Origin of the sequence: Limnobacter sp. (genome assembly GCF_043511195.1) — a bacterium.
Lineage (GTDB): Bacteria > Pseudomonadota > Gammaproteobacteria > Burkholderiales > Burkholderiaceae_B > Limnobacter.
The window spans coordinates 454,397-467,746 of sequence record NZ_CP121330.1 but is presented as its reverse complement, the minus strand read 5'-3'; the positions used below and the strand labels follow the sequence as shown (position 1 = coordinate 467,746).

Genomic DNA, 13,350 nt, shown 5'->3' with positions numbered 1-13,350 from the left:
ATGGAGCACCTGCCTAATTTTCGCCTTAAAGCGTCTCATGAATAAAGCCTTTGCTCAAAGCCGCGCAATTTTTGTCACCTTGTTTGCATTATGCGCCCTGGTCGCTTGCTCGCCCCAGTTCAACTGGCGCGTGGTGCCCAATCCCGACATAGGCTACATGGCCACCTTTCCTGACAAGCCTGCACAAGTCACACGAACCATGGACCTGATTGGCCTGAAGGTGCCGTTGACTTTGCATGCTGCGCAGGTTGAAGGTTTGTACTTTGCGGTTGGCACCGTGCCTTTGCAGGGTGAGTTGGCAGCGCAAGGCGGTGTGTTGCGCGATGCGTTGGCACAAGCGGTGGCCAACAATATTTCCGCAGGTCAACCGGATCTGAAACCGATTCAATGGCTGGGTAAAACTGTGCATGAAATGTCAATCAAAGGCACTTTGCCAAACGGTGAAACTGCTTTTGCGCAAGCCCGTTTTTTTGAGCACCAGGGAATTCTGTACCAGGTAATGATGATGGGTCCCGGCGAGGCTGCCAATCCTGATTCGGTCACCTCATGGTTTGGCGGATTTTCGCTGTTGGGGCAGTAATGCGGTACAACCCTCAAGACGTGTCACATGAAATAGGCCCCGATGGCGTTGAGCATATGTATGTCAGCGGTGGCCTGGCCATGCGCGTGTTCATCATATTCGCTGTGGCCTACGTCATGTCCTATGCGTTTCGGGCCATCAATGCGGTGATCGCCCAACCTTTGGTTCAGGAACTGGGATTGACTGCGGGGCAGTTGGGTTTTTTGGCCTCGGCCTATTTCCTCTCGTTTGCCATCATGCAGTTGCCCGTAGGCGTGATGCTTGACCGCTATGGTCCCCGGCGCGTAGAAGCGGTACTCATTGGTTTTGCTGCCTTGGGTGCCTTGCTTTTTGCAGTGGCAGACTCCTACTTGGTACTGTGGTTGGGCCGTGCATTGATTGGCGTGGGTGTGTCAGCCTGCTTGATGGCGGCGGTGAAAGCCTACTCGCTGTACTTTCGACCGCACATGCAGGCCAGTCTGTCTTCATGGATGCTGGTGGCTGGTTCATTGGGTGCGCTTACCGTCACAACGCCCGTCGAGGCGGCTTTGCCCGCTTTGGGTTGGCGCGGTGTGTTTGGTGTGGCAGCAGTGCTGTGTGTATTGGCAGGTTTGGCCTTGTGGTTTGCATTGCCTTCGCTGTTCAAACCGCAAAAAACCCAGTCCGTTGCTGACATGGCCCAAGGCTACAAAGCCATTTATGCACACCCGCACTTTTGGCGTGTGGCACCCCTGGCCATGATTACGCAAGGCGGATTCATGGCGTTTCATGGTTTGTGGGTTGGCCCTTGGTTTACCAACGTGATCGGGGTGAGCAATGCGCAGGCTGCACAAAACATGTTCTGGATTTCCGCGGTGCTCATGCTTGGGTATTTGGCGCTTGGTTTTTTAACGCGTCGGGTGTCGAAGGCAGGGGGTGATGAAGACCAGATCATGCTGATTGGCATGGGGTTGTCGCTGGTGATCTTTGCGGTTCAAATTGTGCAGGGGGCACAATCGGGCCTGTGGGGTTGGCTGATTCATGCATTCCTGATTTCGTCAGGCATCATGACCTACGCAACTTGTAACAAGCCATTTCCAAAAAAACTCACCGGTCGCTCCAGCACAGCGTTGAATTTGTTGATCTTCATTGGTGCTTTCAGCATTCAATGGGGCATTGGTATTGGTATTGATTCATTTGCGGCATTGGGGCTCAGCAGCACCGATGCCATGCGGATTTCCCTGGCCATTTTGTGGGTCATGCAGTTGTGCAGCTGGGTTTGGTATGCGCGACCCGGCCGCAAGGTCAGTCATCTGATCCCATTCGGAGCAGAGCAACAACGCGGGGGTTGAGCATGGCTTACGGTGTATGGGTCACTGGCGACTGGCTGCTTGACTCGCCAGCTAGCGCCCTGCGGTACTGAATGGCTGTGGCAATGTGTTTTTTATCGATTTGACTGACCTCGTCCAGGTCCGCAAGCGTTCTGGCCACTCGGCAAATTCGGTGCAACGCCCGTGCAGAAAGGTGGTTTTTCTGGGCATAGGCCAGCAATAGTTTTTCTGCGCTGTTGGCCGGTTTGCAATGCTTGCTGATTTGCCCGGCACTCATTTCACCATTCAAGCAACCTTGGCGTTGAAGTTGAATGGCACGGGCCTTTTCAACCTGGGCACGCAGCCGTGCACTGCCAGCCTGTTCGTTGTGCTCTACTTCTGCGTGCAGCAGTGTACCGTGGTCAATGGCCTGCACCTCCACTGAAATATCAAGCCGATCGGCCAAGGGGCCAGAAAGCTTGTTTTGATATTTCCGAACCTGGTCTGGGGTGCAGCGGCATTCTCTGGCCGGGTGACCCAACCAGCCGCATGGGCAGGGGTTGTGTGCACACACCCACAGAAACCTGGCCGGGAAACTGGCTTGGTGGCCCGATCTGGAAATATTGACCCGCCCTGTTTCCAGGGGCTCACGCAACGACTCCAGGCAACGGCGATCAAATTCCAGCACTTCATCTGTGAATAAAATGCCCTGGTGCGCCAGGGTAATTTCTCCCGGAGAGGGCGGGTTTCCCCCGCCAATCAGGGCTGCCATTGAGCTGCTGGGGTGCGGGTTGCGGAAAGGGCGCTGCGGGCTGAGTAAATCGCTTTCGCCTTTCAAGCTTCGAATGGCGGAAATTTCAAGCGAGTCCTCGAAAGGCAAGGGCGGCATCAGCCCACCAACACGCTGTGCCAGCATGGATTTTCCACTTCCGGGAGGCCCCACCAAGCGAATGTGGTGCTGACCCGCGGTGGCGGTCAGTAGCGCATTTTTTGCCGTTTGATGCCCAATGACCTCGTCCATGTCAGGAAGATACGGCTGACTTTGACTGCTTTGTACACTGCCGTGTTGTTGCTCAAGCGGATTGCCATGCCCAACCAGATGCGCAGCTGCCTCAAACAAAGTGCTTGCACCAAACACTGCAATGTCAGGCACTGTTGCAGCAAGACTAGCCTGTGCTTTGGGCATCATTAATTTCAAGGGGCGTTGGCGCAATTGCGCTTCTTTTCGCGCTGCCACCGCCAGTGCAAACGGGCTGCGCATGCCGGTGAGTGCGCCTGATAGCGACAACTCTCCGGCGAACAGCCAGTCGGAAAGATCGGCCTTGGCCAGTTGCCCCGATGCGCTGGCAATACCCAACGCCACAGCCAAGTCGAATGCGGCACTGCCTTTGGGAAGGTCGGCAGGCGCCAGGTTGACGGTAATGCGTTGGGAGGGAAATTCGAAGCCGCTGTTGAGCAGTGCAGACCGAACCCGTTCTTTGGACTCGCGAATTTCCGTGTCGGGCAGACCAACCAGTGCAAATGAAGGCAAGCCCGCCGACAAATGGACTTCAATTTGTACTGCAACAGGGCGCACGCCCACAAAGGTAAGGCTGTGAAGGGTGGCTAAAGGCATGGTTGGGGGCGCAGTCAAACCCCGACGATTATCCCCACACCGCTTCGTTTGGCAAATGGGTGCTCATATTGAGGTCACCCAGTGGGGTCAGGTCCGCTTTTCGAGTTCCGCCACGCGCATTTCCAGTGCATGCACCTTTTCGCGTAGCCGGTTCAGCACTTCCTTTTGGATTTCAAAATCCTCCAGGCTGACAAATTCCATGTCCTGCAAACCCTGGCGAATCAGCTGTGTGACTGGGTTTTCCATGTTTTGAAGGCCTTTTGCATTCAGCAAATCACCAACTTTGGCCGCAATGGTGTCGAAAGGTTTGTTCGCCAATGTTTCCCCCAAAAGAGTAGTCGTGCATCGCACCAAAGGAGTGCACCAAATTGGTGCCGCAGTGAAAAATTCAAAAAATTGCATCGCTATTGTGCCCGAAAAAGGGGGATTTATCGCGAAATTACTGACGAGTTCACGGCTGGCACGCTTCTCGCTAATAGACCCTTGCCAAAAAAACTTTACGGCATTCATCTATTTTTAGGAGAGTGAGATGAAAAAATTAGTAATGGTCGCTGCAATCGCTGCGTCAACCTTCGGGGCTGTTTCAACTGTCTCTGCTCAAGAGTCTGAGCACACAATGTCTGCAAACGTGAGTATGGTCACTGACTACCGCTTCCGTGGTGTTTCCCAGACGGACGGTGAGCTGGCTTTGCAAGGTGGTTTTGATTACGGCCACTCAAGCGGCCTTTACGCGGGTGTCTGGAATTCAAGTATCGACTTTCAGCCGTTCTTCGGCCTGGATGCCGGCGGCTTGGAGACAGATGTTTACCTTGGTTACGCTGGCGAAGCGTCCGGGATTTCCTATGATGTTGGTCTGCTTCAGTATCTCTACACTGGCGCTGAAAAAACAGACAACTTAGATACCCTTGAGCTATACGGTAGCGTTGGCGCGTACGGTTTCACTTTGGGTGGTGCCTATTCCTTGTCCAAAGATTATTTCGGTTTTACTGATGCGGACGGCTCGACATACGCGTACCTGAACTACGACTATTCAATTACCGACGACCTCGGCTTGGCACTTCACTACGGTACAACAAGTGTTGAAGGTCCTGGCAACGGCGATGCCGATTACGATGACTACAGCATTGGTTTGACCTATGCCTACTCTGGCTTTGACTTGGGCTTGACCTACGTTGATACAGACATCAAGCCAAAAGGCAAGAACAACACCGATGGCGTGCTTGTTTTCTCTGTTGGTAAAACGTTCTAAATCGTATCCAGACAGCGCTCTGAAGAGGGCGCTGTTTCCACCCTCTTCAAACTTAATTCAGGAGTGCGTAATGAAGCTAATTTCAGCAGTCATTAAGCCTTTCAAACTCGATGAAGTCCGTGAAGCGCTGTCTGCCATCGGCGTACAAGGCATTACGGTTACCGAAGTGAAAGGTTTTGGTCGCCAGAAAGGTCACACCGAGTTGTATCGCGGTGCCGAGTATGTTGTCGACTTTTTGCCCAAAGTGAAAATTGAAGCCGCAGTGGATGACAGCCTGGTTGATCAGGCTTGCGAAGCCATTGAAGGCGCAGCCAAAACCGGCAAGATCGGTGACGGCAAAATTTTCGTGTTTGATTTGTTGAGTGTTACCCGTATTCGCACAGGCGAAACCGGTAAAGACGCCCTTTAACCAGAGAGAAGTGAGGAAATCATGAAAAAACTTCTGACTGTCTGGCTGGCGGCCGCGGCACTGAGCTTCAGTGTTGCTAGTCCCGGTGTGTTTGCGCAAGAAACCCCGGCGGCACCTGCCACCGAAGCCACTGAAACAATGGCTGCTCCAATGGATGTAGCTCCCGCGGCAGCACTTGCTGCTGAAGTTGCACCAGCCGAAGAAGCCGCACCTGTTGTTGAGCAAACAGTAGACAAGGGTGATATCACCTGGATGATGATTGCCACCATTTTGGTGATTTTCATGACAATTCCAGGTTTGGCCTTGTTCTACGGCGGCTTGGTTCGCGCAAAGAACATGTTGTCTGTACTGATGCAGGTTATGTCTGTGTTCTGTCTGATCGTGGTGTTGTGGTCTATTTATGGCTACAGCCTGACTTTTGGCGGTGGCGACAATCCTTTTGTAGGCAACTTCAGCAAGCTCTTCCTGAGCGGTGTAACGCCCGATTCCTTGTCGGCCACGTTCACTGAAGGTGTGATGATTCCTGAGTTCATCTTCATCGCATTCCAGTCCACATTCGCGGCCATTACCTGTGCCCTGATCGTGGGCGCATTCGCTGAGCGCATCAAGTTCTCTGCGGTGCTGTTGTTCTGCGCAATCTGGTTCACATTCAGCTACATCCCGATTGCACACATGGTGTGGGACGCTGCTGGCTTCATCTTCGCAGACGGCGCAATCGACTTCGCCGGCGGTACTGTGGTTCACATCAACGCTGCTGTGGCAGGTTTGGTGGGCGCCTACATGATCGGCAAGCGTGTTGGTTACGGCAAAGAAGCAATGACTCCACACAGCCTGACATTGACCATGGTCGGTGCCTCCATGCTGTGGGTAGGTTGGTTCGGCTTCAACGCCGGTTCAAACCTGGAAGCCAACGGCGGTACCACATTGGCCTTCATCAATACATTGCTGGCCACTGCGGCTGCAACATTGAGCTGGGCCGGCGCTGAAGCGTTGCTGAAAGGCAAGGCCTCCATGCTGGGCGCTGCGTCTGGTGCAGTTGGTGGTTTGGTTGCAATTACACCGGCTTGCGGCACGATCGGCCCAATGGGCGCGCTTATCCTTGGCTTGATGGCCGGCCCAATCTGCCTGTGGGGCGTAACTGGTCTGAAGAAAATGATGGGTGCTGACGATGCGCTTGACGTATTCGGCGTGCACGGCGTGGGCGGTATCCTGGGTGCCTTGATGGTGGGTGTGTTGTCTGCACCTAGCTTGGGCGGCACCATGGGTGACGACTTCGTGATCGCTTCCCAGTTGGCTGTACAAGCCAAGGGCGTGATCATCACCATCGTCTGGTCTGGCATCGTGGCTGCAGTTACCTTCAAGTTGGTTGATCTGATCGTGGGTCTGCGTGTAACTGAAGATGCAGAGCGCGAAGGTCTGGACATCACTTCACACGGTGAGACAGCCTACAGCAAGTAAGCACACTCTCCACTTCGGTGGATTCCTTCAGCCCGGGGTAAAGGGCTGATTCAAAGGCACCTTCGGGTGCCTTTTTTGCTTCGCCCCCGATTTCCCTTCCCCAATGTGGCAGTGCAGCGTTTTGGATTACACTTGGCGAAGTGTCTTACCCAGGAAATGTTGATGGTTCCACATTTAGTAACAGCTTTAACCGGTCCGCTTCTGGATCTTGAAAAACGCATGCTCGACAAAACCACCGAAATCGAACGGTGGTTCCGGATGGCCTGGAACGAGAACACTCCGCCTTTCTACAGTTCAGTGGACGTTCGCAATGCGGGCTTCAAGCTGGCGCCGGTCGACACCAACCTGTTTCCTGGTGGGTTCAATAATTTGTCGCCTGACATGATGCCATTGGCTATCCAGGCGGCCATGAGTGCCATCGAAAAAATTTGCCCGGAAGCACGCAGCATGGTGTTGGTTCCTGAAAACCACACCCGCAACACCTTCTATCTCACGAATGTGGCTCGCCTGGCCGCCATTCTGAAACAAACGGGTCTGGACATCCGGTTGGGCTCTGTGTCGCCTGAAATCACCGAGCCCACGCGCTTTGATTTGCCCGATGGCCAGCACATTGTGCTGGAGCCTTTGAAGCGCAATGGCAACCGGGTTGGCGTAGAAGGCCTGGAGCCTTGCGCAGTGCTGTTGAACAACGACCTGTCTGCGGGCGTGCCGCATATTCTTCAAGGCATCAAAGATCAAATCTTGTTGCCCCCTCTTCATGCCGGCTGGGCAACCCGCCGCAAAAGTGCCCACTTCAAGGCCTACGATTCTGTGGTGGAAGCATTCTCTGAAATGCTTGAAATTGACCCTTGGTTGATCAACCCCTATTTCACCCACCGCAACCAGCTTAATTTTCAGGAACGTGTGGGCGAGGAAGCCTTGGCGCAAGCCGTGGATGAAGTATTGGCCAAAACGCGCTTGAAATATGCGGAATACGGCATTGATGAGCAGCCCTATGTGGTGGTGAAAGCCGATGCGGGTACTTACGGCATGGGAATCATGACCGTGAAAGATGCCTCTGAAGTGGTGGGTCTGAATCGCAAGCAGCGCAACAAAATGTCGGTGATCAAAGAAGGCATGCAAGTGTCTGATGTGATCATTCAGGAAGGCGTACACACATTTGAGAATATCGAAGATGCGGTCGCCGAACCCGTGGTGTACATGATCGACCGTTATGTGGTGGGTGGTTTTTACCGCGTGCACACAGGCCGTGGCCGTGACGAAAACCTGAATGCGCCCGGCATGCACTTTGTGCCCCTGGCATTCGAAACACCCTGTAACACCCCAGATTGCAGTGACCGCCCCGATGCGGCCATGAACCGCTTTTATGCCTATGGTGTAATCGGCCGGCTGGCGGCCTTGGCTGCGTCGCAAGAACTGGAGGCCACCGCCAGCGTGGAGTTGGCCGCATGAGCAGCCGAAGCTTTGTGTGTGTCATTGATCCGCTCACCAGCCTGAATCCAAAAAAGGATTCAACCATTGCCATGATGGAGTCTGCACAGTCCCATGGCTGGAAGGTGGGTGTGATCGAAGATGGTGGCATGCATTGGGCCAGTGGTTCGGGTGTGCGGGCGCAGGTGGTGTGGATAAGCCTTGATCGGGCCAACAAACCCTGGTACTCGGAAGTGGGCCGCGAAGAAGTGGCCTTGAAAGATCTCGATGCAATCATCATGCGCAAAGACCCGCCTTTTGATGCCGAGTTTGTAACGGCTACCTGGCTGCTCGAGCAAGGTGAGCGCGAGGGCGCACGTGTGTTTAACAGCCCGCGCGCCATTCGTGATCACAATGAAAAATTCACCATTGCCCAGTTTGAGCAATTCGTGGTGCCCACGCTGGTGTCGCGCAACGCTGCTCAGCTTCGCAGTTTTCTGGAGCAACACCCCGATGCCATCGCCAAACCCTTGGACGGCATGGGCGGCACCTCCATTTTTCGTCTTAAAAAAGGCGACCAGAATGTGGGCGTTATTCTGGAAACACTGACTGATTACGGCAAAAAAACCGCCATGATTCAGCGCTATATTCCTGAGATTGTGGATGGCGACAAACGTGTGTTGCTCATCAATGGCGAGCCAGTGCCGTATTGTCTGGCGCGCTTGCCCAAAGAAGGAGAGCACCGTGGCAACCTGGCTGCTGGCGGTACAGGCCGGGCCCAGCCCCTGAGCGAAAGTGACTGGCACATTGCCCGAACACTGGGGCCTGAACTTAAAAAGCGTGGTTTGTTGCTGGTGGGTTTGGACATTATTGGTCAAAACCTCACCGAGGTGAATGTGACCAGCCCAACGTGCTTTCGCGAGATCATGGATCAAACCGGTTTTCCGGTGGCAGATACCTTTGTGCAAGCTGTTGAAACTGCCTTGAAGGAGACCCACTGATGCTGGGGCTCGTGCTGGTTACTCACGCCCCCTTGGGCGATGCAATTGCCCAGTGCGTGAGGCACGTCATGGGCTCTTTGCCCGATGGGCTGGCTGTGGTGGACGTACCGGGCGATGAAGACATCGAGCAGTCCGTGCAACGCATTCAAGCTGCCGCCAGGCAAGTGCATGCCGGTGACGGTGTGGTGTTTTTAACCGACCTGTTTGGTGCAACGCCTTCCAATGCGGCAGTGCGTGCCGGTATCGAGTCGCTCAACCTGCCGACCGTGTTGGTGTCCGGGTGTAACTTGCCGATGGTACTGCGTGCCCTTGGTTTTCGGGATTTGCCCATCAACGAAGTGGCTGAGCGATTGGTCATGGGTGGCCGAAACGGTATCGTAAGCACTGGTGCCACGGCGCCACAACGTCAAACCTTTAACCCGGCGAAAAACGATGATTCAGCAAGAAATGACCATCAGCAATAAATTGGGCCTGCATGCACGAGCGTCAGTCAAACTGACCCAAACCGCCAGCCGTTTTCAGTCTGAAGTGTGGATCGGCAAAGCCGGTCGCCGCGTGAATGCGAAAAGCATCATGGGTGTCATGATGCTGGCCGCAGGCAAAGGGCACAACGTGTTGCTGGAAGCTGAAGGCAGTGACGAAACCGAGGCCATTGCTGCACTGGTGGCTTTGATTGATGACAAATTTGGCGAAGGCGAGTAAACCATGACCCTGGCCTTGCATGGCATCGCAGTTTCACGAGGCATTGCAGTCAGCCGCGCCCTGGTGTGGGACACGGCCATGCGGGATATACCCCGCAATCGCATCGAGAAAAAGTCGGTTCGCTTCGAGAAGAAAAGGTTCGACAATGCCATTAAGCGAGTGGCTGATGAACTGGTTGAAATCCGCAGTCAAATTGCGGCGGACTCCCCGGCTGAGTTTGATGCTTTTCTGAATTTGCACAGCCTTATTCTGGCCGACCCGATTCTGTCGGAAGAACCCAAGAACCTGATTCAAAGCAAACTGATCAATGCGGAATGGGCATTGATCGAGCAAATGGAAGTGCTGCTGGAGCAGTTCTCTGCCATTGAAGACGACTACTTCCGTGAGCGCAACAGCGATGTTCGGCAAGTGGTTGAACGGGTATTAAAGTCTTTGCGCGGCCATGCTACCGCGCTGCCATTGCCACCCGAAGGCGAAAACGAAGACCCTTGGCTGATTGTTGCGCACGATATTTCCCCGGCCGACATGGTGCAGTTAAAGGGTCGCCGGGTGGGCGCATTCGTGACAGAAATGGGTGGTGCGACCTCCCACACTGCCATTGTCGCGCGCAGCTTGGGCATTCCCGCAGTGGTGGGGGTGCCGCGTGCTTTGGAGTATGTGCACAACGGTGACCTGGTGGTGGTGGATGGCAAAGTGGGGGCCGTGTTTCTGGACCCCGCGACCATGGTGGTGGAGGAATACCAGCGCAAACAGGCAATACTGGCGCTTTCCCGTCAACGCTTAAAGCGTCTGATCACCACAGAAGCGCGTACGCAATGTGGGCGCCGCATCGAGTTGCTGGCCAATATTGAGTTGCCTGAAGACATCAAAGGCGTTGTGGACGCTGGCGCAGACGGCGTGGGCTTGTTTCGTTCCGAATTTCTGTTCATGAATCGCAAAGAATGGCCTTCGGAGGACGAGCAATACGAAGCGTACCGCAAGGTCATCAAGGCCATGAAAGGCAAACCGGTGACGGTTCGCACGCTGGACTTGGGCGCCGACAAAACCTTGCAGTTTGATGGTGCCAACAGTAGCGCGCCGCCCGTATCCAGTACCTCTGCGCTGGGTCTTCGGTCTATTCGATTCAGCCTTTCCGAGCCCGCGATCTTTCTGACTCAAATACGCGCATTGTTGCGGGCAGCCAAGCACGGGCCGATAAAAATTTTGTTGCCCATGCTCACCAATATTCGGGAAACCAAGCAGGCATTGGCCTACATCGACATGGCGCGTGAGCAATTGCTCGAGCGGCGTTTTCAGGCCAATCAGGCCGTGCCCATTGGTGGCATGATCGAAGTGCCTGCGGCTGCACTCAGCCTGCCACATTTCCTGAAGTATCTGGATTATGTGTCGATCGGTACCAACGACCTGATTCAGTACACATTGGCTGTGGACCGGGTTGATCACCAGGTGGCGCATCTCTACGACCCACTTCACCCGGCGGTACTTCGGCTGGTGTACGAGGTAATCTCGAGCGCAGAAAAAGCAGGGGTCCCGGTCAGTGTTTGTGGCGAAATGGCAGGCGATATACGCTTGACCCGCTTGTTGCTGGGCATGGGCTTGACCCAATATTCAATGCATCTTTCGCAGTTGCTGGATGTGAAAGAACTGCTCTTGAAAACCGATTTTGAGGCCACTCAAAAACTGGTGAAAAAGGTAACACGCAGCTTCGATATTGAAAAAATTGATGCATTGATGCGCCAGTTGCACGACGATTAAGGAAAACCAGGTGCCCACTGGGCGCCCAAGCCCGCACTCAAAGCACCGTCAAAGCCAGTTTGCGATTTATACTCAAAGGCTTGCGAAAACCAACAATCCAACCTAAGAAACGCCGAATTGTGTTTGCCAACCAGTCCGTGGGCTTCGTAAAGCCCGAACTTATTGAATTCACTGCACCGCTTTTGCTGGAGTGCGGAAAGTCTTTGCCCAGCTATTCGCTGATGGTGGAAACCTATGGCACCTTGAATGCCGACAAAAGCAATGCTGTGTTGGTGTGCCATGCGCTTAACGCTTCCCATCACGTGGCGGGCCTTTATGAAGGGCAGGAAAAAAGCGAAGGCTGGTGGGACAACATGGTGGGCCCCGGAAAGCCCCTGGACACCAACCGCTTTTTTGTGATCGGCGTGAACAACCTGGGCTCGTGTTTTGGTTCGACTGGCCCCAGCAGCATGAATCCGCAAACCGGAAAACCTTACGGTGCTGATTTCCCGTTTGTGACCGTACAAGACTGGGTGAATGCGCAGGTGCGCCTGGCGGATTATTTCGGAATTCAGAAATTTGCAGCGGTGATGGGCGGCAGCCTGGGTGGCATGCAAGCCTTGCAGTGGAGCCTGAGTTACCCTGACCGTGTTGGCCATTGCATGGTGGTTGCGTCTACACCCAAGCTGAGCGCGCAAAACATTGCATTCAATGAAGTGGCTCGCCAGGCCATTGTCACCGACCCCGATTTTCATGGTGGCAACTACTACGAGCACAGCGTGGTACCCAAGCGGGGTTTGCGCCTGGCCCGCATGATTGGTCACATCACGTACTTGAGTGGTGACGACATGGCCGAAAAGTTTGGCCGCACCCTGCGCAACGGCGACTACAACTATGGGCTCGAAGTCGATTTTCAAGTAGAAAGTTACCTGCGCTACCAAGGTGACAAATTTGCCGATTACTTCGATGCCAACACTTACTTGTTAATTACCAAGGCGCTCGATTATTTCGACCCGGCACGCCACACCGGCGGCGATCTGGTCAAGGCGCTTGACGCCGCCAAAGCCAAATTTTTGCTGGTCAGTTTCACCACCGACTGGCGATTTGCCCCTGAACGCACCCGCGAAATTGTGGAGGCCCTGATGGCCAACCAGCGCGATGTGACCTACGCCGAAATTGACGCACCGCATGGCCACGATGCTTTTTTGCTGACCGATGAGCGCTACCACAACGTGGTGCGTAGCTACTTTGAGCGCATTGCCAAGGAGCTTGCATGAAAACCCTGCACGCTGTTCGACAAGATGTACAACCCTTGCCCATTGTGGTGCCAAGGGCCGACCTGGACTTGATTGAAAGCTGGGTGCCCATGGGCGCGCGCGTGCTTGATTTGGGTTGTGGTGATGGTTCGTTCCTGGCCCGCCTAATGAAAACCCGTAAAGCCACTGGCTATGGTGTTGAAATTGATGACATCAATGTGCAGCGCAGTGTGGGCAACGGCATCAATGTGATTCAGCAAGACCTTGAAAAAGGCTTGGCCATGTTCGAGGACCATGCCTTTGACGTGGTCATTTTGTCGCAAACCCTGCAAGCCATGCACAACACCGAGCGAATCCTGAAAGAGATCGCACGGGTGGGCAAGGAAGGCATTGTCAGCTTCCCCAACTTTGGCCATTGGTACCATGTGTGGTCGATCGCTTTTGGTCGTATGCCTGTGTCCAAGCAAATGCCCTACCAGTGGTACAACACACCCAATATCCATTTGTGCACCCCCAAAGACTTCGAAGCGCTGGTTGCTCAAATCGGACATAAAGTACTGGGCAAACAACTTTTTTTGAACGGCGAGGCCGTTGAGTTCCTGGGCAATTTGCGCAGCACTTTGGCAGTTTATCGCTTCAAACCCCAGTTTGTGGCCTAGGCCAACACC

The 13,350-nt window shown here is 54.2% G+C and carries 14 protein-coding genes; 12 read left to right on the top strand and 2 right to left on the bottom strand.

The window, feature by feature from the left end; translation table 11 throughout:
* The first annotated feature begins 37 nt into the window (after positions 1 to 37).
* Entirely contained in the window at positions 38 to 580 is a 543-nt protein-coding gene (locus P0D43_RS02265) for a hypothetical protein (RefSeq protein ID WP_341237686.1), read from the top strand.
* Positions 580 to 1,890, top strand: coding sequence for an MFS transporter (locus P0D43_RS02260; protein ID WP_341237685.1), 1,311 nt, complete (start codon positions 580 to 582; stop codon positions 1,888 to 1,890). The genes P0D43_RS02265 and P0D43_RS02260 overlap by 1 nt, the downstream gene beginning before the upstream one ends.
* A 7-nt stretch (positions 1,891 to 1,897) precedes the next feature.
* Here the strand turns inward: P0D43_RS02260 and P0D43_RS02255 are convergent, their stop codons facing one another.
* Positions 1,898 to 3,463, bottom strand: coding sequence for a YifB family Mg chelatase-like AAA ATPase (locus tag P0D43_RS02255; protein WP_394673116.1), 1,566 nt, complete (start codon positions 3,461 to 3,463; stop codon positions 1,898 to 1,900).
* 87 nt (positions 3,464 to 3,550) lie between these two features.
* Complete coding sequence (locus P0D43_RS02250) at positions 3,551 to 3,781, bottom strand: accessory factor UbiK family protein (RefSeq protein WP_394673115.1); 231 nt, start codon at positions 3,779 to 3,781, stop codon at positions 3,551 to 3,553.
* Positions 3,782 to 3,992: 211 nt separating this feature from the next.
* Here P0D43_RS02250 and P0D43_RS02245 point away from each other — a divergent pair, with 211 nt between their 5' ends.
* The 10 genes from P0D43_RS02245 to metW all read left to right on the top strand — a co-directional run bounded on the left by P0D43_RS02245 (position 3,993) and on the right by metW (position 13,341).
* Complete coding sequence (locus tag P0D43_RS02245; RefSeq protein WP_159569151.1) at positions 3,993 to 4,712, top strand: TorF family putative porin; 720 nt, start codon at positions 3,993 to 3,995, stop codon at positions 4,710 to 4,712.
* A 70-nt stretch (positions 4,713 to 4,782) separates the two neighbouring features.
* A complete protein-coding gene (locus P0D43_RS02240; RefSeq protein ID WP_159569150.1) occupies positions 4,783 to 5,121 on the top strand; it encodes a P-II family nitrogen regulator in 339 nt (112 codons plus the stop codon).
* 21 nt (positions 5,122 to 5,142) lie between these two features.
* On the top strand, positions 5,143 to 6,579 hold the full coding sequence (gene amt / locus P0D43_RS02235; RefSeq protein ID WP_394673114.1) for an ammonium transporter: 1,437 nt from the start codon (positions 5,143 to 5,145) through the stop codon (positions 6,577 to 6,579).
* 162 nt (positions 6,580 to 6,741) lie between these two features.
* Positions 6,742 to 8,031 (top strand): glutamate--cysteine ligase, encoded by a 1,290-nt coding sequence (gshA, locus tag P0D43_RS02230; protein WP_341237682.1) that lies wholly within the window; start codon positions 6,742 to 6,744, stop codon positions 8,029 to 8,031.
* The gene (gshB, locus tag P0D43_RS02225) at positions 8,028 to 8,990 is read left to right on the top strand and encodes a glutathione synthase (RefSeq protein ID WP_341237681.1); all 963 of its coding nucleotides are present in this window, start codon (positions 8,028 to 8,030) and stop codon (positions 8,988 to 8,990) included. The genes gshA and gshB overlap by 4 nt, the downstream gene beginning before the upstream one ends.
* The gene (locus P0D43_RS02220; RefSeq protein WP_341237680.1) at positions 8,990 to 9,454 is read left to right on the top strand and encodes a hypothetical protein; all 465 of its coding nucleotides are present in this window, start codon (positions 8,990 to 8,992) and stop codon (positions 9,452 to 9,454) included. Before gshB ends, P0D43_RS02220 begins: the two co-directional genes overlap by 1 nt.
* On the top strand, positions 9,423 to 9,692 hold the full coding sequence (locus P0D43_RS02215) for an HPr family phosphocarrier protein (protein WP_159569145.1): 270 nt from the start codon (positions 9,423 to 9,425) through the stop codon (positions 9,690 to 9,692). The genes P0D43_RS02220 and P0D43_RS02215 overlap by 32 nt, the downstream gene beginning before the upstream one ends.
* 3 nt (positions 9,693 to 9,695) lie before the next feature.
* A complete protein-coding gene (gene ptsP, locus P0D43_RS02210) occupies positions 9,696 to 11,447 on the top strand; it encodes a phosphoenolpyruvate--protein phosphotransferase (protein ID WP_159569144.1) in 1,752 nt (583 codons plus the stop codon).
* A 119-nt stretch (positions 11,448 to 11,566) separates the two neighbouring features.
* A complete protein-coding gene (locus P0D43_RS02205) occupies positions 11,567 to 12,703 on the top strand; it encodes a homoserine O-acetyltransferase (RefSeq protein ID WP_394673113.1) in 1,137 nt (378 codons plus the stop codon).
* Positions 12,700 to 13,341 (top strand): methionine biosynthesis protein MetW, encoded by a 642-nt coding sequence (gene metW, locus P0D43_RS02200; protein ID WP_394673112.1) that lies wholly within the window; start codon positions 12,700 to 12,702, stop codon positions 13,339 to 13,341. The genes P0D43_RS02205 and metW overlap by 4 nt, the downstream gene beginning before the upstream one ends.
* Positions 13,342 to 13,350: the final 9 nt, after the last annotated feature.